Source organism: uncultured Ruegeria sp. (genome assembly GCF_947497005.1).
Lineage (GTDB): Bacteria > Pseudomonadota > Alphaproteobacteria > Rhodobacterales > Rhodobacteraceae > Ruegeria.
Window position 1 is genome coordinate 50,873 of record NZ_CANMFF010000004.1, and the last position, 24,514, is coordinate 75,386.

Annotated in this window: 23 protein-coding genes; 17 read left to right on the forward strand and 6 right to left on the reverse strand. The window is 56.7% G+C overall.

Annotated elements, in window-relative coordinates; translation table 11 throughout:
• Position 1 precedes the first annotated feature (1 nt).
• From Q0816_RS06985 to Q0816_RS07000, 4 genes are read left to right on the forward strand one after another with little or no spacing between them, the layout of a single operon-like run.
• Positions 2 to 1,555 (forward strand): UxaA family hydrolase, encoded by a 1,554-nt coding sequence (locus tag Q0816_RS06985; protein ID WP_298848991.1) that lies wholly within the window; start codon positions 2 to 4, stop codon positions 1,553 to 1,555.
• A 41-nt stretch (positions 1,556 to 1,596) separates the two neighbouring features.
• Positions 1,597 to 3,123: a sugar ABC transporter ATP-binding protein gene (locus Q0816_RS06990; protein ID WP_298848993.1), complete on the forward strand. Its 1,527-nt coding sequence runs from the start codon at positions 1,597 to 1,599 to the stop codon at positions 3,121 to 3,123.
• On the forward strand, positions 3,120 to 4,127 hold the full coding sequence (locus tag Q0816_RS06995; protein WP_298848995.1) for an ABC transporter permease: 1,008 nt from the start codon (positions 3,120 to 3,122) through the stop codon (positions 4,125 to 4,127). The genes Q0816_RS06990 and Q0816_RS06995 overlap by 4 nt, the downstream gene beginning before the upstream one ends.
• Before the next feature lie 44 nt (positions 4,128 to 4,171).
• A complete protein-coding gene (locus Q0816_RS07000; RefSeq protein WP_298848997.1) occupies positions 4,172 to 5,116 on the forward strand; it encodes an ABC transporter substrate-binding protein in 945 nt (314 codons plus the stop codon).
• On the opposite strand, the gene Q0816_RS07005 is transcribed toward Q0816_RS07000, so the two are convergent.
• From Q0816_RS07005 to Q0816_RS07020, 4 genes are read right to left on the reverse strand one after another with little or no spacing between them, the layout of a single operon-like run.
• Positions 5,107 to 5,424 carry a CcdB family protein gene (locus Q0816_RS07005; protein ID WP_298848999.1) on the reverse strand — a complete coding sequence of 106 codons (318 nt, stop codon included), beginning with the start codon at positions 5,422 to 5,424 and terminating at the stop codon, positions 5,107 to 5,109. The two genes, Q0816_RS07000 and Q0816_RS07005, sit on opposite strands and share 10 nt — an antisense overlap.
• Before the next feature lie 40 nt (positions 5,425 to 5,464).
• On the reverse strand, positions 5,465 to 5,635 hold the full coding sequence (locus tag Q0816_RS26000; protein ID WP_367180472.1) for a type II toxin-antitoxin system CcdA family antitoxin: 171 nt from the start codon (positions 5,633 to 5,635) through the stop codon (positions 5,465 to 5,467).
• The gene (locus tag Q0816_RS07015; RefSeq protein WP_298849003.1) at positions 5,569 to 6,312 is read right to left on the reverse strand and encodes an FHA domain-containing protein; all 744 of its coding nucleotides are present in this window, start codon (positions 6,310 to 6,312) and stop codon (positions 5,569 to 5,571) included. Before Q0816_RS07015 ends, Q0816_RS26000 begins: the two co-directional genes overlap by 67 nt.
• A complete protein-coding gene (locus Q0816_RS07020; RefSeq protein WP_298849004.1) occupies positions 6,309 to 6,632 on the reverse strand; it encodes a hypothetical protein in 324 nt (107 codons plus the stop codon). Before Q0816_RS07020 ends, Q0816_RS07015 begins: the two co-directional genes overlap by 4 nt.
• A gap of 397 nt (positions 6,633 to 7,029) precedes the next feature.
• Between Q0816_RS07020 and Q0816_RS07025 the strand changes: the two genes are divergently transcribed.
• From Q0816_RS07025 to Q0816_RS07085, 13 genes are all read left to right on the forward strand, one after another.
• Positions 7,030 to 7,734, forward strand: coding sequence for a hypothetical protein (locus Q0816_RS07025; RefSeq protein WP_298849005.1), 705 nt, complete (start codon positions 7,030 to 7,032; stop codon positions 7,732 to 7,734).
• Between the two features lie 57 nt (positions 7,735 to 7,791).
• Positions 7,792 to 8,259 (forward strand): hypothetical protein, encoded by a 468-nt coding sequence (locus Q0816_RS07030; protein ID WP_298849007.1) that lies wholly within the window; start codon positions 7,792 to 7,794, stop codon positions 8,257 to 8,259.
• A 76-nt stretch (positions 8,260 to 8,335) separates the two neighbouring features.
• Positions 8,336 to 9,850 (forward strand): FHA domain-containing protein, encoded by a 1,515-nt coding sequence (locus Q0816_RS07035; protein WP_298849009.1) that lies wholly within the window; start codon positions 8,336 to 8,338, stop codon positions 9,848 to 9,850.
• Between the two features lie 35 nt (positions 9,851 to 9,885).
• Positions 9,886 to 10,500 carry an FHA domain-containing protein gene (locus tag Q0816_RS07040; RefSeq protein WP_298849010.1) on the forward strand — a complete coding sequence of 205 codons (615 nt, stop codon included), beginning with the start codon at positions 9,886 to 9,888 and terminating at the stop codon, positions 10,498 to 10,500.
• Between the two features lie 5 nt (positions 10,501 to 10,505).
• Positions 10,506 to 11,699 carry a protein phosphatase 2C domain-containing protein gene (locus Q0816_RS07045; protein ID WP_298849012.1) on the forward strand — a complete coding sequence of 398 codons (1,194 nt, stop codon included), beginning with the start codon at positions 10,506 to 10,508 and terminating at the stop codon, positions 11,697 to 11,699.
• 8 nt (positions 11,700 to 11,707) lie between these two features.
• Positions 11,708 to 12,802 (forward strand): serine/threonine-protein kinase, encoded by a 1,095-nt coding sequence (locus Q0816_RS07050; protein WP_298849014.1) that lies wholly within the window; start codon positions 11,708 to 11,710, stop codon positions 12,800 to 12,802.
• 5 nt (positions 12,803 to 12,807) lie between these two features.
• Positions 12,808 to 14,058 (forward strand): trypsin-like peptidase domain-containing protein, encoded by a 1,251-nt coding sequence (locus Q0816_RS07055; protein ID WP_298849016.1) that lies wholly within the window; start codon positions 12,808 to 12,810, stop codon positions 14,056 to 14,058.
• Positions 14,039 to 14,770, forward strand: a complete 732-nt coding sequence (locus Q0816_RS07060; RefSeq protein WP_298849017.1) for an ATP-binding cassette domain-containing protein — start codon at positions 14,039 to 14,041, stop codon at positions 14,768 to 14,770. Before Q0816_RS07055 ends, Q0816_RS07060 begins: the two co-directional genes overlap by 20 nt.
• Positions 14,771 to 14,772: 2 nt before the next feature.
• On the forward strand, positions 14,773 to 15,960 hold the full coding sequence (locus Q0816_RS07065) for an ABC transporter (protein ID WP_298849018.1): 1,188 nt from the start codon (positions 14,773 to 14,775) through the stop codon (positions 15,958 to 15,960).
• The gene (locus Q0816_RS07070; protein ID WP_298849019.1) at positions 15,953 to 17,584 is read left to right on the forward strand and encodes an SUMF1/EgtB/PvdO family nonheme iron enzyme; all 1,632 of its coding nucleotides are present in this window, start codon (positions 15,953 to 15,955) and stop codon (positions 17,582 to 17,584) included. Before Q0816_RS07065 ends, Q0816_RS07070 begins: the two co-directional genes overlap by 8 nt.
• Positions 17,585 to 17,601: 17 nt before the next feature.
• A complete protein-coding gene (locus Q0816_RS07075; RefSeq protein WP_298849020.1) occupies positions 17,602 to 17,862 on the forward strand; it encodes a hypothetical protein in 261 nt (86 codons plus the stop codon).
• An 8-nt stretch (positions 17,863 to 17,870) separates the two neighbouring features.
• Complete coding sequence (locus Q0816_RS07080) at positions 17,871 to 19,199, forward strand: serine/threonine-protein kinase (RefSeq protein ID WP_298849022.1); 1,329 nt, start codon at positions 17,871 to 17,873, stop codon at positions 19,197 to 19,199.
• A gap of 13 nt (positions 19,200 to 19,212) precedes the next feature.
• The gene (locus Q0816_RS07085) at positions 19,213 to 21,153 is read left to right on the forward strand and encodes a vWA domain-containing protein (protein ID WP_298849024.1); all 1,941 of its coding nucleotides are present in this window, start codon (positions 19,213 to 19,215) and stop codon (positions 21,151 to 21,153) included.
• A 54-nt stretch (positions 21,154 to 21,207) separates the two neighbouring features.
• Here the strand turns inward: Q0816_RS07085 and Q0816_RS07090 are convergent, their stop codons facing one another.
• Positions 21,208 to 22,992: an ABC transporter ATP-binding protein gene (locus Q0816_RS07090; protein ID WP_298849026.1), complete on the reverse strand. Its 1,785-nt coding sequence runs from the start codon at positions 22,990 to 22,992 to the stop codon at positions 21,208 to 21,210.
• Between the two features lie 501 nt (positions 22,993 to 23,493).
• On the reverse strand, positions 23,494 to 24,432 hold the full coding sequence (locus Q0816_RS07095; RefSeq protein ID WP_298849028.1) for a cytochrome c family protein: 939 nt from the start codon (positions 24,430 to 24,432) through the stop codon (positions 23,494 to 23,496).
• Positions 24,433 to 24,514: the final 82 nt, after the last annotated feature.

Below are 24,514 nucleotides of genomic sequence, written 5' to 3' on the forward strand. Positions count from 1 at the left end.
CATGCACCCAGTTTCAGATATCAAGGGCACCGACGGCGCGGCACGTGATACGATCCGCCTGAGCCCGGACGACAATGTGATCATCGCTTTGCGTGACCTTCTTTCCGGTGCGCAGCCTGACGAATTGTCCGGGTCGCTTTCCTCTGACATCACGCGGGGCCACAAGATCGCGACCGCACAGATTGCAGCGGGTGAAAACGTCATTCGGTATGGCCAGATCATCGGTCAGGCCAAGGCAGATATTGCGATGGGCGAGCATGTGCATGTTCACAATCTGGGTATGGGTGCCCATCATCAGGACTATGCGCATGCAAGCGCGAACAGACCGTTGCCCGAGCTTTCCGGGGGTCGCGTTTTCCAGGGTTTCCACCGTGCCGACGGCAAGGTCGGTACGCGCAACTACATCGGTATTCTGACCACGGTGAATTGTTCCGGTTCGGTGGCGCGGTTCATAGCTGAAGCTGCCGAAAAGAAGGGTTTGTTAGACGCATACCCAAATGTGGACGGCATCGTTCCGATCGTTCACGGCACCGGGTGCGGCATGTCGGGTACGGACGAGGGGTATGCCACGTTGTTTCGGACGCTGGCCGGATATGCCCAACATCCGAATTTTGCCGGCATTCTTTTGATCGGTCTTGGATGCGAAGTGATGCAGGTGGCCGATCTGGTTGGGGGGCGCCCAATCCGTTCCGACGGTGCGTTGCGCTATATGACGATTCAGAATGAGGGTGGTACGCGTCGCACAATTGAACGTGGTCTGGAAGAGCTGCGCGGGATTGCAGAATTGGCGAATAAAGCCGAACGCGAACCTGCCCCGGTCAGTGCCCTAATGGTTGGAATGCAATGCGGTGGTTCGGATGGGTACTCCGGGATCACCGCCAATCCGGCCCTTGGCTATGCCTCGGATCTGCTGGTGCGGCATGGCGGCACAACGATCCTGTCGGAAACGTCAGAAATTTATGGTGCAGAACACCTTTTGACCCGTCGGGCGGAGTCCGTTGAAGTCGGAGAAAAACTGATCGAACGCATCCGCTGGTGGGAGGAATACACCCGCCGCAATGGCGGCGAAATGAACAACAATCCCAGCCCCGGAAACAAGCGCGGCGGGTTGACGACCATTCTGGAGAAGTCGCTGGGCGCGGTCGCCAAGGGCGGCACCGCTCCCCTGAGTGGTGTTTACAAGTTCGGCGAAAAAATCGACCGGACCGGCTTTGTGTTCATGGACAGCCCCGGCTTTGACCCGTGCTCGGTCACCGGGCAGGTGGCCGCGGGTGCAAACCTGATCGTATTTACCACCGGGCGGGGCTCGGTTTCTGGGTATCAGCCAACGCCTTGCGTAAAGTTGGCCACCAATTCCGAAATGTATGCCCGGATGTCGGAAGACATGGATCTGAACTGCGGTGACATCGTCACTGACGGCGTAAGCATCGGAGCAAAAGGTGAAGAACTGTTCGAAATGCTGATCCGCGTTGCATCGGGCGAGCAAACAAAAAGCGAGGAGCTTGGTTTTGGCGGGGTCGAATTCGTGCCCTGGCAGATTGGCGCAGTGATGTAATCCACGCGCGCCCCAGGGGAGAGGGGCACTTGGGAGGATAAATGAAGAAACTGGTCGACATGATGGGGATCGAGAAACACTTCCCCGGTGTCCATGCGCTGAAGTCGGTGCAGTTCGATTTGATGCCCGAAGAAGTTCACGCGCTTATGGGCGAGAATGGCGCGGGTAAAAGCACGCTGATGAAAATCCTCTCGGGGATCTATCAGCGCGACGGCGGCACACTGCAAATCGAAGGACGGGATGCCAGTCCGAAGACCCCGCGCGAGGCGCAGGACCTGGGTATCGGTATCATCCATCAGGAACTGAGCCTGATGAACGATCTGACAGTGGCGCAGAACATCTTTATCGGCCGCGAACCCCGAAAACGGTTTGGTCGTTTGGACGATACTGTGTTGAATGCGCAGACTGCCGAAATTTTTTCGTCCATGAACCTCAACCTAGACCCCAAGGCGCTGGTCGGCAGCCTGACCATCGCGAAACAACAGATGGTCGAGATCGCCAAGGCCCTGTCTTACCGGTCCAGGGTTTTGATCATGGATGAACCGACCGCGGCGTTGAATGACGCAGAAATAGCCGAGTTATTTGTCATTATCCGCCGCCTGAAGGCCGAAGGTGTGGGTGTCGTCTATATCAGCCACAAAATGGATGAGCTGAAGCAGATAGCCGACCGGGTCACAGTGATGCGCGACGGAGAATATGTTGGCACGGTTGGCGCGGCCGATACGCCGATCAGCCAGATCATCGCGATGATGGTAGGCCGCGAAGTCAAGGAAGAACCGCTGGTGCCGCCCGATCTGAGCGCTGCCGAGGTTTCGCTGGAAGTGACAGGTCTGAGCAGAGGGCATGAAATTCGCGATGTCAGCTTTTCGGTCCTCAGGGGCGAGATTCTGGGTTTTGCCGGGTTGATGGGCGCTGGGCGCACCGAAGTGGCCCGCGCCATCTTTGGTGCCGACCCAAAGGACAGCGGCGAAGTTCGGGTGCATGGTAGGGCCGTTTCGATCAGGTCACCGAAAGACGCGGTAAAGGCAGGCATCGGGTACCTGTCCGAAGATCGAAAACACTTTGGCCTGGCCACCGGAATGAATGTTCGGGACAACATCGCCCTGGCTTCAATGGACATGTTTACCGGGACAGGCGGCACCCTGCACGACGGTGAAATGGCGGCTACTGCAAAAAACTACATCACTCAACTGGGCATCCGAACGCCTTCGGACACACAGGAAGTACGTTTGCTGTCCGGTGGCAATCAGCAAAAGGTTGTCATCGCAAAATGGTTGCTGCGGGATTGCGATATCCTGATTTTCGATGAACCCACGCGCGGCATCGATGTCGGTGCGAAATCGGAAATCTACAAGCTGCTGGAAGAACTGGCGGGGCAGGGCAAGACGATCATCGTGATTTCGTCTGAATTGCCCGAGATCATGCGCCTTAGCCACCGAATCGCCGTGATGTGCGAAGGCCAACTGACCGGCATTCTGCCTGGCGGAAAAGACACCACTCAGGAAGACATCATGCATCTGGCGACTCAGCGGGCGGCGGCAATGAAGGTTACAGGGACAGTGCAATGACTTCAGCAACGGATATCGAAAAGAAAAGCCCGCTGGCGGGGCTGTCTGAAAGCGGCGCCTATCAAAAGCTGCTGGCCTTCGCCAGTCTGATTGCGTTGCTGATCGGGTTCTCGATTGCATCGCCGAACTTCATGCAAACGTCGAACATGATTGCCATTTTGCAGGCGACATCGGTCAATGGGGTGTTGGCCGTTGCGGCGACACTTGTCATCATTACCGGCGGGATCGACCTGTCAGTGGGAACCCTGATGACGTTTTGCGCCGTAATTGCCGGTGTTGCGCTGACATATCTTGGACTGCCACTGTTGCTGGGCGTCGCGGCGGCGATTTGCGCGGGTGCGCTCTGCGGACTGTGTTCGGGTACGTTTGTTGCCAAGATGAAAATCCCCCCTTTCATCGCCACGTTGGGCATGATGCTGATCCTCAAGGGGTTGTCGCTGGTGATTTCCGGAACCAGGCCGATCTATTTTAACGACACGCCGGGTTTCGATCAGATTTCACGCGGCTCGCTGATCGGGGATGTGCTTCCCGCGCTACCTATCCCAAACGGCGTGTTGATCCTGTTTCTTGTAGCCATTGCGGCGTCTTACATTCTGGGGCGCACGGTTCTTGGTCGCTACACCTTTGCGCTGGGGTCGAATGAAGAGGCAGTGCGCCTTTCGGGGGTGAATACCGATCTTTGGAAAATGCGCATTTACGCTCTGGCTGGAGGGATATGCGGTATCGGGGGGATCCTGATCGCGTCACGTCTGAATTCCGCCCAGCCTGCTCTGGGGCTTGGGTACGAGCTTGAAGCGATTGCCGCTGTCGTCATCGGAGGAACGTCCCTTTCCGGTGGCCGCGGCACGATTCTGGGAACATTGATAGGCGCCTTGATCATGGCGGTGCTGACCAACGGTTTGCGGGTGCTGTCCGTCGCGCAGGAGTGGCAGACCGTTGTCACCGGCGCGATCATCATCCTTGCGGTTTACGCCGACATGGCCCGGCGCAGGAAGTCGGGCTGAAATTACTTGTAAATCAAATACTAAGACCAACTGGAGGAGAAAACATGCTTACACGTCGTTTCATTCTGGGGGCGCTGAGTGCGGCGACCCTGGCCGTTCCGGCATCCATGTCATCAGCCGAAGAGGTATATATCCCGCTGGTGTCCAAAGGGTTCCAACATCAATTCTGGCAGGCGGTGAAATCCGGCGCCGAACAGGCCGCTGACGAATACGGTGTCACCATCACGTTTGAAGGCCCTGATAACGAAACAATGGTGGATCGCCAGATTGATATGCTTGCGGCAGCTTTGGCGAACAATCCCAAGGCCATCGGGTTCGCCGCGCTGGACAGCCAGGCAGCCATTCCGCTGCTGAAGCAGGCAAATGAAAAGGGCATTCCGATTATCGCTTTTGACAGTGGCGTTGACAGCGACATTCCGGTTTCAACTGCGACCACCGATAACCTTGCGGCGGCGGCCTTGGCTGCTGACAAGATGGCTGAGAAGATCGGCGGCGCAGGTAAAGTGGCCGTTGTGGCCCATGACCAGACCAGTCGCACTGGCATTGACCGCCGCGACGGCTTCGTCAATCGCATCGCCGAGAAATATCCGGATATCGAAGTTGTCACCATTCAATATGGTCAGGGCGATCATCTGAAGTCGACCGAAGTGACCAAGGCAATTCTGACGGCGAACCCTGATCTCAACGGTATCTTTGGCACCAATGAAGGTTCGGCCATCGGCGTTGTGAACGGTGTGCAAGAGCTGGGCACAGAAGGTCTTGTCATTATCGGATATGACAGCGGCAAGGCCCAGAAAGATGCGATCAAAAGTGGGTTGATGGCTGGCGCGATCACTCAGAACCCGGTGGGCATCGGGTATGAAACCGTCAAAGCCGCGGTGGCTGCGATGAAGGGGGAAGAGGTGCCTGCCCTGATCGATACCGGCTTCTACTATTATGACGCATCCAACATAGACGATCCGAAAATCTCGGCCGTTCTTTACGACTGACCTTGAAGACCTGCTTCTGGCCATCGGTTCCGCGATGGCCAGAACGCAACTCTAAACCCCTGCATCAGCTTGTCGGTAGCCGCAGCGATCTGAGTGAAATGGTCCTCCAGATTGCTGATCGGGGCGTTCAAAACCCCGCCCGGGACCGCCGCCATGAACTGTGTCGCCATGACATGGGTTTGGCCTTTCATCTCGAAGATAGGATCGAGCCGTATGGCGGGGTCTGGTGCCGTTGCTTTGGGCAGCAAAGGCACGACAACATGTGTGTTCAGCCCATTCAGCAGATCGCTTGAAAATCCACAAGACAACCGTCACCAGCCGGATTGGGGAACAGGTCGTAACTTGGCATCAGAATTGCCGATATGTGTCCGGCGGCAGACCGTGACGCACGACATACGAGTTCGAGCTTTCGATCGCGGCCTTGTTCTCGGCTTTCCGGCGTTTCGCCCGGATCACCGAAGCACGGCAATGCGCGCATTGCCGACGCGGAACCGACCATCTGCGGCCAGTGGGACCCATTTTTCAGGGCCAACACGCCGCCCGCCGGTCCAGGTTCCGTTGGAAGACCCCATATCACGGATATAGAGAGCGCCTTTCTTTTCGACGCGCAGAACGCAATGCTGGCCCGAGGTTTTTTCGCTGCGCGATAGTGCAAGATCTGACCAGTTCGGATCGCGGCCTATCTTGATCTGATGTGTGCTCAACAAGTCTGCGACCTTTCGAAACTCGATGGATTTTCCACGATCCGGACCATCAAGCACGACCAGTTGCCAAAACCCCAGGGGGCGCGGTGCCATCGGGCTGTACCATGACACCTCGGCTGCTTTGTCATACCGCGACGCTGCATTGGGGTTCATTCCAGTCAAACCCAGAGACATGATTTTCTTGATGGCGCGGGTGGATCGTCGCATCGGAGACACTAGTTTCCCGCGTTTGTCCCGCATATTCAGGCGCATAGCGTAGCGACCCAGACTATGTCCGCTAAGGAATCCTTCGCAGATCAGCCAGTAGATGAGCACCAGAACCAGATACAATCCGACAGGTAGGGCAAGACCTGTGTTTCTCAGTCCCAGTTCCTGGCGCAACACGGGCTCAAGAGTGGCAAGCACAAAGCCAAGAAACATGAAATCAAGAATCGCGGCTGCGCTTAGCAGTCGCGCCGCGTTTTTGGAGTCGAGAGGGCCACCGAGTTTCATGCGCGCGCTCCCAGCAATGTCAGAACCATGAACAGGGCCGACCCGATTGAAAACAGGAACAAGGCGTCGCATTGTATCCGCAAGACGCGTTTTCCACCTGTGCTTGCGCTTTGAAAGTGAAAGCCCGCAACCCACAAGGCCAGTCCTGTACCGGCAACGGTGAACAGCAAAGTTTCAGACAAAACCTGCTGCCGGGGCGCAATTGCAAGCCAGTCCGCAGCGCCGACCATCAAGCCACCCCACAACAAAGCAATGACATAGGCCGCGAAACTCAGCGAGTCATTTTTTGACCGGCTCAGCTTGTGAACAAGCGCACCCATACCCCACCCCAACGCCGCTGCGATTAAGATTAAAAGTGTAAGTCGGACTGGAAGTGAGAGTGACGAAACCTGAACATTAAATACGACATTTGACGTACTGTTTGCTAAGTTGGATGTAACTCCAAGAAATGCAAACAATGCGCCAATTCCGGCGCCAATGTGTCCGAAAAAGGAAAAAATATCATTTGCGAGAGACAGCTTGTCCCTGACTTGAAAGGGTAATTTCATTTCAAAGCTCGACCTTGGTGAATAAGGCATTTGTGGTTCTGACTATGCGACGAAACAGTTTGTTTGTTCACATGATTTTGCGCGAATCGTTGATTGAAAATAAAAAGTATGTGATTCCATAATCAACTACGAAGAAAACTTTTGAGTGTTAAGTGTACGGAGTAACTTTATGCGTTCAGTCGCTATTTCTATTTTTGCAGCTTTTTCCCTACTACTTTCAGCCTGTACCGAAGAAACAATACAATCCGCCACATCATCGACGGTTGCCGGTAAGACGCAGCAGGAAAAACAACTTGAAAAGCAGGTGCGCAGTCTGGATCAGGCTTCCAAGGACATCATCGTCAACAACACGATACAGGGTGCCTTGGCTGGTGCGGCCGTTGGCTGTGGTATTGGTTTGTTGCTGGGGGGCGGTGCCAGTGATTGCGCGGCCGGTGCAGCAGCAGGCGGTTTGATTGGCGGTGTAGGCGGCAATCAGGTCGGCAAGAAGGCGGCCGCCAAAAACGTTGAAATCGTCAACAGCAAGGCTGTTCTGGCCAACCTGTCCAATGTCAGCAAGCAGCTGAATTCGGTTCAGGCCAACTTGCGTTCGGTTCTGGCGTCGCAAAACGCCGAACTGAAGTCATTGCGCCGTCAGGTGGAAGGCGGTCAGTTGTCCCAGTCCGCATACAATAAGCGCGTCAATGCAATCAAATCGAACCGTCAGGTCGTATCGAATGAGTTGAAGCGCAGTGAAAAGAACATGGACGGCACGATTTCCGAACTGCGCACGGCCTCAAGCAAAGGTCAGCCCGGACTGGGCGGTGCGACGAATGCGGCGGTCAGCAACAAGAACCGGCTGGCGCGAACACGTGCATCCATCAATCTTCTTTAAATTCCTTTGACCTGCGTCTGTTGTCAGGCGCGGGTTTTCCAATAGTAAGTGTGAAAAATGACATCTGATTTTTTTCGTTTCTCAAAACCTGCAATGTTGGTTTCTCTGATCGCAGTTGCAGGGTGTACAGGATCCACTGACCCGACTACGGCGACGCTTTTCGACAATATCAACAACCTGAATTCCGGGGAATACGACCGCCAGATCGCGCAGAACAAGGCGCAGGCAGATGCCATTTTGGCCCAGAACAAAGCTGCCGAGCAGCGCAATGCCCAACTGGCGGCACAGCGTGATGCCAACCAAAGCGAAATCAACGCGCTGCGCAAGCAGATTGCGGATGTCAAAGCACAAGGGGCCAAGGCCCGTGCGGCGTCAGCTTCGGATCCGGTAAAGTTGCAGCAGGTGCAAGCCCTGGACAAGCAACTGAGTGCAGTTGAACGGGATGTATCCAGCGGGGCCAGCGCGTCTGTGGTTCGATCCGAACTGAGCAGGATCAAGTCGGCTTATCGCGCGCTGTCAATCTGATAAGAAACACGTCAGGTCGGCGCTTGTCGACACATGCGACGGCCGGGACGTCTTGCCTGAGGGGGGTCTTGGGATCGTGACCTACGGAATATCACGTACATTTTTGGCGGTTGCGGCCGCATTGGTTTTTGCGGGCGTAGCCCAGGCGCAGGATGGTAAGACACGTGCGCCGGCGACCGGGCTTGCCATTCTGGATTGCGCACCCGTAAAGCCCGCGCCCGAAGACAGTTGTCTGGTCCGCGTGCCTTCGGGCAATGAGCGGGGCGGCATGAGCTTTCGGTCCCTTGGGGATGCGCAGGCCGATTTCGAATTCGTCAAGGATGTTGACGAGCTTCCGGGCAATCTGACCCTGTCGGCGACCATGGTGCTGATTGATCTTTCAGTGGGGGACCGCAGTGGCCGGGTTCGCAGCTGGAGCCGTGAGCGCGACCTGATCGCACGCGTGGTGGCCAATCTGCCGCCTGATGAAAAAGTCGCGATCTATGGCTTTGGAAACGATATCGTCGAACTCTCACCGTTTTCCACCAGCCGCTCTCGTGCGGAAGACGTGATCGACTCTCTTGAGATCAAAGAGCAGAACACGCGTCTCGTGGCGAACGCGACCGGCGCGATTGAATTGCTGAGCCAGCAGGACGACGTTCTGCTGAAAAACCTGATCGTGATTACCGATGGTGACGAAGAGGGTTTGGCGACAGTCGAAGAGATTTCCGAAGCGGCGGAAAAGGCCGGTGTTTCGGTTTCTGCCCTGGGGATGTTCTGGCGAGCGCAGGGTAATGCGCGCACCACACGCGGCATTGACGTTCTCAAACGTCTGACCGATCCGCAACAAGGGTTGATGGAGGAAGTGTTCCTGCAAAATCAGCAGAACGCAAACACGGTGGTTTCCAGCTTTATCCGGTCGTATGGGAATGCGGTTAAAGGCTCTGGCCTGATCATGCCGGTTGGCGATCCCGCTCCTGCGCGGATCACGATTGACATGATTGAACCGGTCGTGGGCCAACCCGGCCAGACCCAAACCAAAAGCTATTCGGCAGAGTTCCAGCCGGTTACCGTAGCCGCGACGCAACCGGAGGAACCCGAAGAACCCGAAGTCGATGACAAAATTTTCGGGATGCCGGCGCTTTACGTTTATATTGGTGCCGGTGTTCTGGCGCTACTGGCTTTGTTGCTGGCGGTTCTCTTGCTGCGCCGTGGCGGCGCAGATGAAGAAGATGAGCTTGAGGATCTTGAGACAGGCGACATTCCGGATGTCACCGAAATGCCCGGTGCAGACAGCGCGCCGACGGCTGCTCATATGCCGCCTCCAGTTGCTTATCTGGTGCGGGTCGATAACGGGCATCGGTTCCCTGTGCCGGCCGGACGCTCAACGCTGGGCCGAAGCAGCACTAACGCCGTGGTCATTCCAGACGGCGGTGTGTCGCGTGTTCATGCCGAACTGAGCGGGTCGCAGGATGGCCGATTCACAGTCAGCGATCTGGACAGTTTGAATGGCACGCTCGTCAATGACCGCAAGATCAAGGGCGCGCAGAGGATCAATGTGGGTGACACTGTGGGCCTTGGGTCCGTACGCCTGAAACTGGTTCGCGCCTGAGCGGCGGAACCAACTGAACAGGAAAGGTGAAGAACATGGGTAACGACAACAAGACAAGCTGGCTGTTCGACAAGGACGAAGAAGAGCTGAGTGACGTGGACTTTGGCGGGGATGAGGGATTCACCGAAAGCATCTCTCCGTCGGACAATGAACCGACGCACGCGATTGGCGGGTCGTCTTTCAGTGAAGCTCCGACTGAATATGTCGAATCCGAAAAGACGCAGATCTATCACGGCGGCATGTCCAAGGATTTTGCCGGAAAGGCCGAGTTTGACCCGATGGTTGACCCCATTACCGGATGGCTGGTTGTGGTCAAGGGGCCGGGTCTGGGACAATCGGTCAATCTGGGCTCGGGTATGAACACGCTGGGCCGGGAGGGTGATGAGCGTGTATCGCTGGATTTCGGCGACAAATTGATTTCCGGCAAAGACCATCTGCGGATCATTTTCGACGATTCCAACCGCGTGTTTTTTGCTGCCCCCGGAACGGGTCGCAACATCAGCCGGATCAATGGTCAGATCGTTGCCGCCACGATGCCGCTTGAGAACTATGCGCTGATCGAGCTGTCCAAGCAGACACATGTGCGGTTTGTCGCCTTCTGTAACGAGGATTTTGACTGGTCTGAACTGGCCGAAAACTCTGACGACTGATCCAGATGACAATCATCAGCGGCAAACAGAGCCTGGGCCAGCGCGAAAATCAGGAAGACGCGTTTGATATTGTCTTTCAGAACGAGCGCGATCCCAAATCCGATATCCTCATGCTTGTTGCCGACGGGATGGGCGGGCATGCCGGGGGCGAGGTGGCGTCAAATCTGGCGCTGTCGGTCTTCAAATCGCATTTTGTCGAAGGCTCGGACGCCCCCCGCCCGCGCGAAAGATTGCAGGAGTCTCTGACGGCGGCCAATGACGCACTGCGCCAGAAGATTTCCAGCCAACCGGATCTCAAAGGAATGGGCTGCACGCTTGTTGCCGCCTTGAAGCTTGGCGACCGGCTGGTTTGGGTGTCAGTAGGCGACAGCAGCCTGTTCCTGCTGCGCGATGGCCGATTGAAAAAACTGAACGCAGATCATTCCCTATATGGCGAGTTGCTGCAAATGGTGGCGGCGGGTCAGATCACTCAGGAAGAGGCTGATCACAATCCGCGCAGGAATGCATTGCGGTCGGCTCTGATGGGGGACCGGATTTCACTGACGGATGTCAATGCGATCACTCTGAAGCCGGGCGATGTGGTCCTGGCGTGTTCCGATGGACTGGACACGTTGCCTCAGGCCGAAATCGCCAGCGTTCTGCAAAGCGGCAAAAGCCGCGATATGCGCGGCGTGGCCTCGGATCTGTTGAATGCGGTCGAAGCGAAGGGCAAGCCCAAACAGGACAATACGACGGTTGTGGTTTACGCCCATGTGCAGGATGGCATGAGCAGCATGCTGCGGGGCAGCCAATGGGCCTTTCACCAAGCTGACGGCAAGAAAAAGTCGCTGAAATATGCAGCTATTGGGCTTGGGGCTTTGGCGATTGGGGCCGTTGTCGGGGCGTTGACATACAGCGGCAAGGAAACCGCAGAGGTTGATCCGGCCCCGGCGCCCGAGACAACCCCGACGTCCCAGGAAGAGCGTAGCATCGGGGATCGATCCGTTGTCGATCCGGCCTCTCCGGACACGCCGCCAGATGAAGAACAGATCGCCCCGACCGAAGAACCGGACATTCAGGACCCCGAGGCTGAACCGGACACTTCCGGAGATGATGATGTTCCGCCAACTGACGCGCCCGAACAGCCTGAAGATCAGGCGTCGGACGATGTGACCCGTCAGGATGAGCAACCAACCTCTGATTCAATAGATCAGGAGTAGCTTCACCCGTGACCGTTCATTTGCCAAAAGGAGAAACCTTTGCCGGCTATGTCCTGGGGGACGTGCTGGGGCAAGGGGGGTTTGGCATCACCTATCAGTCGCGCAACCGGGAAACAGGTGAGCGGTTCGCCATCAAGGAATATTTTCCGGCGGATTACGCTGACCGCGGGCCCAAAAATGCGGTAACCCCGACCAGCGAAGGGCAGCAACTGTTTCACATGGGGCTCGAAGCATTTCTGCAAGAGGCCAATCTGTTGCGCGACCTGCCACAGCAGCGAGGTCTGATGCGGGTGCGTGCGGCATTCCGCAAACACGGCACTGCCTATTGCGTGATGGAGTACATCCATGGCGATCCGCTTGACCGGATGATGACCCGGATGGTCGAGGCGCGCGGGGCCGTACCGGAGGACCTGGTAAAAACGTTCCTGCAATCGATGCTTGGTGCATTGGATGCGGTTCACAAGGTCGGGGTTGTGCATCGCGACATGAAGCCTGCGAATGTCATGATCCGCAAGGACGGCCAACCCATTCTGATCGATTTTGGCGCGGCGCGTCTGATGGGAAAATCCAGCGGTCTGGCGTCCATGTTCACACGGAAATATGCGGCCATCGAACAGTTTCCACCTGAAAAAACGGGTTTGGCCGGTGGCGTCCACGAGGGACCATGGAGCGACCTGTTCGCGTTGTCCGTGATCCTCTATGAAATGGTATCTCAAAGCTTGCCGCCCAATGCGGAAGAGCGGTGGCGGGACAAGCGGGCCACCGGGCGCGACCCTTATGTTCCCGTGCGCCAGAACCTGAACCGCAACCGGGTGCAGGCCCAGTATGACGATGTCCTGCTCAATGCGATCGACATAGGGTGTAAGCTGCTGCCCCGTGATCGCATTCGGACCGCACGGGATTATGCCCGGATTGCTGGCATCGATCTAAGCGCCCCTGCCGAGAAAACTGAAAAGCCGGACCCACGGCCAGTTCGGAAATCCGACAACCGCAAACCACCACGGAAACGCGGGAGGAGTGCAGGGCGCAAAGCGTCTGTCCTTGTATTAGTCGTTATTCTGGTCGTTGCACTGGTTGTAATTGCGTATGGAACTTTGATGTGAGTGTTGTGTCTGAATTTCGTCTACTGATCGTATCGATCATATTTCTGATTTCACTAGGGTCTTACGGTGCACAGGCTCAGATTAACTCTGATGTTGTCGCACAGGCGGACAAAGCCATGGGGCGCACATTGATCGATTGGGGGCGGGGCGGGTCCGGGTCCGGGTTTGTCTTGTCGGAAGTTCCCGAGGGCACCGGGTACTACTACATCACCAATCACCACGTCATTGACGGTGGTAGCGAAATTCAGGTCGGGTTCAAACACAATAACCAGGTCCACTATTACGACGCCAGGGTACTGCACAGTTCACGTGAACTGGACCTGGCATTGTTGCGCATCACACCGCAGGAAAATGGCGGCCACAGGCCTGGTTTTCTGACGTTGAGAGAGGGGAATGCCCTCAAAGGGGAACAGGTTGCGGCCTTGGGATATCCGGGGTCGTCCGACCAGATAAACGGGCAGGGTGATATGCTGCCCTTTTTCGAAACGACGCTGACACAAGGCGCGATCAGCAAGATCACGCCCGGGTCTTTCAACGAAACAGGCCGGACGCTAGAGATCGTTCAGCACACTGCATCAGTCAACAAGGGTAACTCCGGCGGGCCGCTGATCGACTATTGCGGCTCGGTGTTAGGCATCAACACTGTCATCTCAGTCTGGAGTTCGGATGGCCGGACACCGACGAACAATACATTCTGGGCATCCTCGACGAATCCCATCGCCGGGTTTTTGCGTGACGCAGGTATTCCGTTCACCGCGCACCAGCAAGAGTGTGATCCTGAAAACCCTGTATTTGTAGATGCCGGCGGTACTCAGAACAGCTGGTGGATCATCTTCGCGGTCCTGTGCGGTGGCGGTGCCGTGGTGATCGGCGGGATTTATTATGTGGCTTCACACAGCCGTGGCGAGGCCGAACTGGAGCCCAACCGCGGGACAGTAGTGCCCAATGCCGGTGGCCGGCCCATTCTGGCTGTGGACATGGGGGGACAATCCGCACGGTTCAGCGCCGCGCAGCTTAAATCCGGTGTGACCATAGGGCGGGCAAGTGAAAACACACTGACAGTCACCGACCGCAACCTGAGCCGCCGCCATGCGAGCCTGTCATTGCAAGGGCGCAAAATGATACTGACGGACCTTGGGTCTTCGAATGGCACCAAAGTCGATGGGCAGCGTATCAAGCCAAATGAACCGGTGCAGATCAATACCAGGTCCAAGGTTGAACTGGGAGGGATCACTCTTGTCCTCAAGCGACCCTGAAACTGTTCTGTCCATCCGGAACCTGGGCATCGAACGGGCGCCGGGGTTCTTTGTTGTGATTGAAGAACTGGACCTTGCAGCAAGCGAGACCATTGTTCTGGATGCGGTTAGCGGCGCGGGCAAAAGCACCGCTTTAGGCCTGATCGCCGGCGCGTTACCGTTGGTTGATCTGCCGGATACACGGCACGCGATTGCCGGTGTTCCGGTTACGCCTGAAACTCCGCGAGCCGCTTTTGCGGGTCCGGACAAGCTGGGCTTTGTGCTTCAGACAAACACTCTGGTTCCATATCTGAGCCTTGTAGAGAACATCGAACTGCCTGTCCGTGTCGCGGGTCAGGAACCGGATGCGGAATGGCAGGATCATCTGATCCGGGCCATGGGGCTGGGCGACTACAAGGCGCGCAAACCTGGCCAGTTGTCTGTTGGCCAGCGGCAGCGTGTGTCGGTTGCGCGGGCCTTGTTGGGGCAACCTGCTTTGCTGTTGCTGGATGAGCCTGTATCGGCCCTAGACCCAGCCAATGTGGCCGAGGTCGAAGGTTTGATCGTACATCTGGCCGCCGAGGCCGGATCAGCCGTTGTTCTGGCCAGCCATCAGGCTCAGACCGGAGAGTTCGCGAACACGCCGCGGGCCGATCACCGGCTGCTGGATCATCAGGGACAGTCCTATTCCATCTTCTCTACAGCAGGCCGCGCGGCGGCAAGGGTGGCGTGACGATGAAGATACCGACCAAACTGGCCCTTCGGGAATTGCGCCACGACTGGCAATCGGCGCTTTGTTTCGTCGCCGCGCTGGCCGGAGTGCTTGGTCCTTTGCTAATCATTCTTGCGCTCAAGAACGGTATCATCGGTACCATGGTCGGGCGCCTGATCGAGGATCCGTCGAACCGCGAAATTCTGGCCATAGGCGCGGGGCAACACGATGCGGCCTTTTTTGCCGCTTTGGGCGCGCGGCAGGATGTCGGATTCATTGTACCCGCAACACGTTCGATCAACACATCCGCGAACGCGGTACGAAACGAAGCGCAGCGCAAACTGGAACGGGCTGTACCGCTGATCCCTTCTGCGGCCGGAGACCCTCTGGTCGAGGGCGAAGCGGTTGCGCCCGGTCGGGTCTGGGTTTCAGACAAGTTGGCGCAGGATCTGGCGGTCGCGGCAGGTGATACGCTGGACATGATTATCGGGCGCGAAGTAGATGGGCAACGCGAGAATGCGCGGCGTGACATGACGGTCATTGGTGTGCTTCCGGCTGAGATATGGCCACGCCCTGCGATCTTCCTGTCCGTGCCCGATCTGCTGGCGGTCGAACGGTTCCGGGATGATCTGTCCGCAACCCCGGGGAACTGGACAGACCCGGTGGCAGAACCCGAAAGTTATGCCAGTTACCGCCTCTACGCTCGCTCGCTTGAGGATATCGGAACCTTGTCTGCGTATCTGTCCGAACAGGGTTTGCAATCGCGTCCCCGGGCAGAAAACGCGGCGCTATTGCTGTCCTTCCGGCGGAACCTGAACATATTGTTCACGGCAATTGCGGCTTTGGCGATGTTCGGATTCTGGGCCGCAATGTCGGCCAATCTGCGCGGCATGGTCGAGCGGCAACGGGTTATCTTCAGCCTGTTTTCAATGCTGACCATGCCGGACCGGCAGCGTTGCGTCATCCCTGTGGTGCAAAGCCTGACTCTGGTTCTGGGCGGTGTTGTCGCGACATTGATCATCATCCTGCCTTTCTTGTTGGCGATCAATGCCAGCTTCGAAACCGCGCCCGGAGAGTCCATTGCGCGCCTTTACCCCGGTGACATTCTGGCCACGCTGGGTCTTGGGGCTGTAACGGCTGTGACTGCAGCAGTTTGGGCCGTTTTTGCCGTTCGCAATGTCGAACCACAGGAGGTTCTGACCCATGCTTAATCTGTCTCGCTTTACCTTGGTCCCTTTGATCGGCCTTCTCGGCCTGTCCGCAACAGCGCAGGCGCAAGACATCACGTGGCGCGAGAAATACTATAACCCTCAACCGGCCGAAGGTGACCTGAGTTTGCCCATGCCCTGCGGCGGTGCCATGACGTTCCGCAAAGTGGCGACACCGAATACAGACGGGGTCATCGGTGACGTTTCTGTTGTGCTGGGTCAGGAAGGCAGCGAGCAACCTTACCTGAATGGACTACGCCGAGCGTTTGTTTCAGGCGCGTTTGCGGATGATGACGGGGTGGCCAAAGGCTATTTCTACATGGCCAAGTACGAGCTGGCGCAGGCGCAGTGGGATGTGGTCATGGACGGCTGTCCCGACAAAGAGCCGCGCCGACGCGCCTTTGTTCCTGCGGTTGGGCAGACAAAACTGGATTATCAACACTTTGCCGAGACCTACACGCTTTGGCTGATGCAGAATGCGCCGGATTCACTACCACGCGTTGGCGAGACGCGTGCCTATCTGCGGCTGCCGACCGAAGAGGAATGGGAATATTCCGCGCGCGGAGGCTTGGCAGTCGATCAGGCGCTGTTCCGGGCGCCCTTGCCGCCTGTGCCCGACGGTACGCCGCAGGATGAGTTTATCGCGCATGGGGGTACGGCTTCGGCTGGCGGCAAGTTGCAGGTCGTGGGGTCGTTACGACCCAACCCGCTGGGCTTGCATGATATGCTGGGAAATGCGGCCGAAGTTGTGGGTGATCCGTTTGCACTGGTTCGCCACGGGCGCTTGCACGGTCAGGCCGGGGGGTTCGTGAAACGGGGCGGGGATGCCCGTACCCCTTTGGCAGATATCTCCTCTTCGACCCGGTTCGAGGTGCCGCCGTTTGATATTCTGTCCAACGCTGCTTCGGCGGATCGGTTCACTGGCACACGTCTGGTGTTGCAGGGGTTGGCGATTACGTCCGCCGATCAGGATCAGGCCCTGAAAGATGGGCTGGATCAACTGGCCCGCCCGGATGAAGGTTTGGCAGTGGCGGCCAGCGAACAGGAAGCAATGGACCTGCTGGATGAAATTTCGGCCGAGACGCTGTCGGACCGAACCAAAACCCAATTGGCGGTCATCAAGGACACGCTGAACCGAGGACGTGTCGAACGCAACGCACAGCGGGATCAGTCGATCCGCCTGATCCTGACATCAGGTGTTCTGGTCTGTGGACAGGGCATCCGGCGGTATCTGAATGCTCTGATTTCGTCGCTGACAATCGCGCCAGAGCTGGATGCGCTGGAAGCGGAAGCCCGGCAAAGCGGAGATCAGGCATTTCTGGATGAAGTTCTGGCCGCCAAAGAGGATGCCGCCGCCAAACTGGCCGAGCTGGAAGCCAAGGCCAAGGCCGACATCGTCGAATATGCCAACCTGATTGAGGGGCTGGTTGATCAATACTCGCCGGTTTTGCTGCGCAAGCAGATCGATTTCATCTACCCGACGGAAGCCGGGCGGGGTCGTGAGCGCGCGGCCTGTCTGGCGATGGTACAGGACCATATCGGTGCGCGTACTGTAGCGGGCTATTCGGATTTGGATCAGATTTCAGACGACTTTCAGGCCCTTGCCTTGTCGTTTGTCAAAGAATGAATTGGAAAGGTTGAACAATGCGGGATGTGTTGAACAAATCGCTTGAGGTGCTGGTCTGGATAACGACCGGGCTGTCCATAGTGTTTTTCTGTTTTACGGCGATTACGATGTTGCGCCTGTCTCCGCTGGGCCCGGATACAACCACCATCATTGCAGCTTTTCTGACAGTGGTGTTCGGGATCACCTCGTCTCTGGTATTTGCCGGTATCTGTTTTCAGATCATGGATATCCGTACCTTCACCAAACACAGCGCCATCAGCCTGAAAAGCCGGAGGTAATATAGGTCATGGAACATTCAGTACTTGGACTTCGACCCGGCAGCGTCCTGCAAGACACATACGAGATCAAGTCGCTTCTGGGCGAAGGCGGTATGGGGGCCACCTTTCGCGGGTTGAACCGGGCCAGCGGGCACGATGTGGCGATAAAAGTCATGACGCCGAGCTTTGCCAAGAACCAGAAGGCAGTCGAGCTGTTCCGGCGCGAGGCGAACCTGTTGCGCACCGTCCGCAGTGACGCTGTGGTGCGGTTCGAAACCTCAATGCTGGACAAAGATGGACGGCTGTTTCTGGTGATGGAATTTGTGCCGGGCCATCCGTTGGCGCACTTCCTGAAGAAAGGGGCACGGCTGTCGTCTGATGATGTCCTGAAGCTGGGTTTGCGATTGGCACAGGGGTTGGAGGCGATTCACAAGCTGGGCATCGTTCACCGGGACGTCGCGCCTGACAACGTGATGATTTCACATGATGACATCAATCAGGCCAAGTTCATTGACTTTGGTCTGGCGTCGGACAGCGTCGGGACTGACAAGTCGATCATCGGCGACAGTTTTGCGGGCAAGCTGCGGTATTGCGCGCCGGAACAGCTGGGATTGTTCGGAAACAACGTCTCGGCCGCGACCGATGCTTATGCATTGGGTTTGGTTCTGATGCGCACTGCCGGGTTGGAACTGCCGGGCGAGGGGAAAGGGTTTGCCGCCGTTGAAGATCGCAAGGTGGATGTCAAGATCACCGACCCGAAGGTTGCCCCCGGCTTGAAGTCGGTCCTGGAGCAATTGCTGAAAGCCGACCCCAAGGATCGACCCAGCGACTTGCCTGGCCTGTTCCGATCAGCGATGAACGGGGCCGAAGTTGCACCGACACCTGCAGCGGCACGTAAGCCCGCAGCGGCACCAGAGCCGCCCGGTGGCAGCAAGCTCCCCCTGATCGCTGCGGGTATTGTCGGGTTGATCGCGATTGCGGGTGGAGCATGGTACTTTCTGTCTGGCGCAGGTGGATCGTCGGCCAAGGTCAACGAATCTGTTGGGATCGCGCAAGAAGCTGTTGCCGCGGACAATCCGCTCACGGCCGCGCAGGATCTGCTGGCCGCAGGTGGAGCCCAGAATCTGGATGCTGCGCTTGGGGCGTTGATTGCGATCAGCAATGATCAGGAAGTGCCGCAGCAGGATCGGGCCTCGGCCAATATCCTGATTGCCGAGATGTATGACCCAAAGACCCACAGCACAGTGACGTCGCCTTTCCCGCGCCCGGACCCGTCGGCCGCGCGGCGTTATTATCAGCGCGCGGTTGATTTGGGATCGGATCCGGCGCGTGACGCTTTGGATCGGTTGGGTGAGTGAGGAGACAGTTAAGATGTTGAAACGGATACTATCCCTGACTGCCATTCTGGCTGCTTTGGCTATACCGGCGCTGGCGCAGACCAAATCTCCGCTTCCGATAGAAGGTAAAACCAGCCTGTACCAAAGGGTGCTGATCCGCGAACGGATCGAAGCCCGGTCTGAACCCGATAATGAGAGCGCGGCATCGGCACTTTCTCCATTGCAGGTGTTCTTCGTCTACGAGCGAGATGGCGACTGGATGCAGATCGGTGCCGGGGATCAAGGTGAAAACCTGATGTGGATCCCTGAAGGCGCGGCCATCCCCTGGAACCAGAATATTGTGGCGACGTTGGAAGGCAGCGACAATGTCGGGCGGGTCCTGTTCTTTAACGACATTGATCCGATCTATGACATCATTGAAAGCGAAAACCCCGCCGGTTTGGCCAAGGATGCCAGAGATGAAGCCATGGCGGCTGAACAAGGTGGGGAGCCTTCGGAAACCGTGATCGCGCTTGGGCCGCGCGAGACGATTGATCAGCGGCAGAACCTTTACGTCATGCCGATCCTGTCAACGGAAGAGGCGGTTTTCGATATTGGCCCCTTCGTCAATCTGTTGCAGGTTGCCGTGGCCAGCGCCAATGCGCCGAACACACCGAAACCGTCGGACAACCAATCTCCGGGTGATCTGAAGACCGCCGTGGTCTTTGTTGTGGACACTACGATATCGATGGAACCGTATATCCGGGCCACGCGCGATGCTCTGCAGGAAGTGTATCGTGAGGCGGCTGGTTCAGCGGCAGCAGATGCGGTCAGTTTCGGGCTTGTCGGATATCGCGACAGCCTCGAGGCCGCGCCTGGCCTTGGCTATGACGTCCGGACATTTGTGGATCTTCAACAGGGTCTGAATGTCGAAAACTTCCTGAGCGGCATCGATCAGATGCAGGAGGCAGAGTCCAGCAGCAAGAACTTCCGTGAAGACAGCTATCGCGGCATCGAACACGCGTTGGAAGACATGGATTGGAGCGGCTTTGGCGGGCGGTTCATTGTGTTGGTAACGGATGCGGGCCCGCGTGAGTTTGACGATCAGTACTCGTCCACCGGATTGAGCGCGCAAAGCCTGAACCGAATTATTCGCGAACGCATCGGCGGTGCGATGGCCGTGATGCATCTGCGCACCGATCGTGGGGCCAAAGACCACCCTTCGGCGGAATCCGCTTACAAGCAATTGACCGATTTTCCGAACTCGGCGCCCTTGTATTTCCCGATCGAGAACGGCGACCCCGAGGTCTATAAGGAAACGGCCCGCAAGTTGGGTGGGATCGTGGCCCAGCATACATCGTCCTACCGTCGTAGCGGAGGGGATGAGATTCTGGATGAAGACGCCATTAGCGATGAGGGTGACAACCGGTTTTCCGGTCTGAATACCGCCAGCCGGACTATGCAACTGGCGTACCTGGGCAAAACAGAAGGCGCGCGTGCTCCGGATCTGTTCGAGGCCTATGTGGCGGACCGGGACTTTGATCGCACCGGGCTGAAACCGCTGTCCATCCGGTTGCTGATTTCAAAGGCGGATCTGAGTAACCTGGAAGAGGCGCTGCGGATCATCGTTGATCAGGCTGAGCGTAACGTGGTGAACCCGGATCAGTTTTTTGCGCAGGTTCTGGGCGTAGCAGCTGACATGAGCCGAAGACCTGATCAGGTGTCACGACAGTCGGATCCAAGCCTCGCGGAAGCTGTGGCGCTGGATGAATACTTGTCAGATCTGCCGTATAAATCTCAGATCATGGCCATTACCGAGGATGACTGGGTGCGTCTTCCGATCTCGGAACAGCAGACCATCGTCAACGGGCTTTATGACAAGATCGAACGGTATCGGCGATACAATGAATCCACCGATCAATGGGTCGATTACCTTGGGGCTGGGCCGCAGGCGGGAAACTTGCTGTACCCGATGTTGCTGGATGATCTGCCTTAAGCCCGGACAATATATGTCCGGGAAAGGAGTTAAGCATGGTAGCGAAGTCGCGGATTACTCTGCGACTTCAGCGGCGGGTTCGTGTTTTTTGAATTGCTGATCGAACAGGTTGCGGAAGCTTCCGTTCTTTTTCATCAACTCGTCCAGATTGCCCTGTTCCGCGATTGAACCATCCTGAACCACGATAATCTTGTCCGCTTCCAGAACTGTCGACAGGCGGTGTGCAATGACAACGACGGTCACATTTTGGGTCAGCGCATCCAGCGCTTTTTTGACAAATGATTCCGATTCAGCGTCCAACGCACTTGTGGCCTCATCCAAAAGCAGGATTTCTGCTTTTCTCAGAATAGCGCGCGCAATTGCAATTCGCTGTTTCTGACCACCTGACAGGAAGGTTCCGTTTTCGCCGACTTGTGTTTCGTAACCCTCTGGCAGTTGCATGATGAACTCATGCGCATGAGCCGCCTTGGCTGCGGAAATAACGTCTTCTTCGGTCGCGTCAGGGGCCGAGCAACGCAGGTTGTCCATGATCGATGTCGAGAACAGGAACGTATCCTGACCGACATATGATATTTTTTTCCGCAGTGAGGAAAAGCTTACCTCGCGCAGGTCCTGACCATCAATCTCGACGCTGCCCTGATCGGGATCGTAGAATCGCATGATCAGTCCAAACAATGTGGATTTGCCGCCGCCGGACTGGCCGACAAGCGCCGTGGTCTTACCGGCCTCGAACGTGACATTCATGTTCTCGATAACCGACACCGCGCCCTGATAGCCAAAGGTTACATCGCGCAGAGTGACTTGGCCGGGACCTTCGATTAGGTCATGGGCTTCGGGGCTTTCCACCATCGTGTCGTCTTGATCTAGCAGGCCAAACAACATGCCGACACCGACCATGCAGGCTTCGATCTGAACACGCATTTTTGACAGACGTTTGGCCGGTTCGTAAGCCATCAACAAAGCGGTGATAAAGGACATCAGCTGGCCTGCGGTTGGCTGTTCAGTCCCCGCGATCCCCATTGCACTGACGACAAGCACACCTGCCACGGCAAGGCCCGCCAGAAACTCCATCAGAGGGCTGGCAATGGACTGTAGTTTGGCAATGTCGTTCGAGCGTTGTTCGACTTTCCGAATTGCTGTGTCCATGCGGTTGATCATGCGATCCTCGAGAGAGAAGACCTTGATGACCTTGATCCCGGCCGAGGTTTCCTGCAGCACCCGAATGATTTCCGCCAGCGATTTGAATTCGGCCTGCATGATTGTGCGAACACTCTTTAGCAGATAGCGCACGCCCAAAAGTGCGATCGGACCTACCACAAAGAATAACACGGACAGAACGGGCTGCTGATATACCATGACTGCAACCAGCCCGACCAAGGTCAGGGTGTCGCGCACAAATCCGGTGACCAGCACATCAATCAGAGTTCGGGCAGCCTGGGCGCCGTGAGTGGTGCGCATCAGAAGGTCAGACGATTCATTGGCCGAAAAGAACGAGACGCCGTGTCTGAGCAATTTACGGTAAACCCGGTCCTGCTGCTCTGCCACGATCCGGTTGCCTGCGCGGGCAAGGTAGATGGCCTGAATATAGGATGCGACCGCCTTGACCAGAAACAGGAGCACGACCCCAAGCGCAATGATATGCGCCCAGCCCTGCAACTCGGGGCTGGTCATGGCATCGACAATGTATTCCATCATGTATGCAGAACCGGCTGTGGTGACGGCCACAGCGATCATTGCAAGGACTGCAACACCGTACAGCCCGCCTTGTGCGTAAAAGCTTTCACCTACAAGGCGGCCCATATAGCCTGATCGCCACTTGTTCCAGGCGCGCTTTATCATTGCGTTCTCCAAATCGTGAAACTGTGCGCACGCTCAGATAACCTATTTTTTATCGGGCCTAAAGGACAGATGCTATGCTGCGGCAGAGCGGCCCATCCCGATTGTCTGAGCTGTAAGCCCGCTAGATAGTGGTTGGGCGGGGTTCGGGCAAGAGTTCGAATCTGCGGTGGAAATCGCGATTTGCCCCTCTTATTGTGAGCGGACAAGAACGGTGGCGCGTCAGGGCCAATAAAATGCTCCCCTGAGAGCGGTTTTTCTGGCCAAATAGAAAACGTCAAATCCGGCAAGAGTCCGCCAACGGGTGGCTTGGCCGGATATTGTTTGGTCTGTTTTCGGTCTCTCAACGGTCTGGAATGAGAGAATCGAGGCGGGCGCAGGAATGGTTTCCAACCTTTCCCGAGCCCAGCTGTTGGCAATCACTATTTGGCTTAGCTGCCACTATTCCTGGGAATTGGCGTCAATACCCAAGATTTCCGGATTGGCAGGTTTACCAATTTGCCGTCATCCTTCATCCTGCAAGTACGCCAGAAGGTTAATGATATCCGCGTCTTTTTTCAGGCCACGAAATTGCATGCGATTGCCCGGAAGATACCCTTTGGGATCCGCCAGAAACGCGCTCAGTGTCTCTTGTGTCCAGATGATATCAGAGCCGTGCAGAGCGGCTGAGAATTTAAAGCCATCCGCCTGACCGGCCGTTGCGCCGACAATGCCGTGCAAGGACGGACCGACACCATGGCTGCCTTCTTTCAGTTTGTGGCAGGCACTGCATTTGCGAAAAACCTTTTTGCCGGCCTTTGCGTCACCCTGGATCGCTGCTGCGGCGACAACGGCCGTTGCTTCTGTTGGCGTTGCTGCCTGCTCTTGATCAGTGTGAAAGATCAGCCGGGCCGTGATCGGTACCGTGCGGGTGATGCCAGGCAGGCTCGCCAGTTCCATAAGCTTGTCCACGCCAGCGTTTACACCAGCGTCTGCCGTGCTGAGAAACACCATGTCGTAAGTTGATACAAGGACAGAAGTCTCGGACAGGCGCGCGACAAACAATTCTGCGTCAAACTGAACATCCGTGCCAGCCAGGGACAACACAGATGCAGCATCTACCGTTGTCGTTTCGCCGACAGCCAGTTCCGAAACCTCTGCCATATCGAAATTGGCGGTCAGGGATGCGGTGCCTGCTTTGCGAAAGACAAACTCGATCATCCGTTCATTGCGAATATCGATATTGGTCTCGACCGAAGACAGGTCGATTTCAATTTCAGCCTTGCCATTCTGGGTCACGTGCCCGCTGAGGTTGGTGAAACTGTTGACCTCGCCAACTGTGTCCTTCTTGATCGATCCATAAGCCAGATGCGAGCGGTCGGCATCCAGGGTCCAGCCAGCCGCCAGTATGGGTGTTGCAACAATTGCCGACGCAAACGTGACAGCCTTCAACAGAAGTTTCATTTCTTTCCTCCGCGGTTTATGTCAGTCCTGACCCAGCGGGCCCGGTCCGTTACTGACAAACACACACAGGTCGCAATTTATT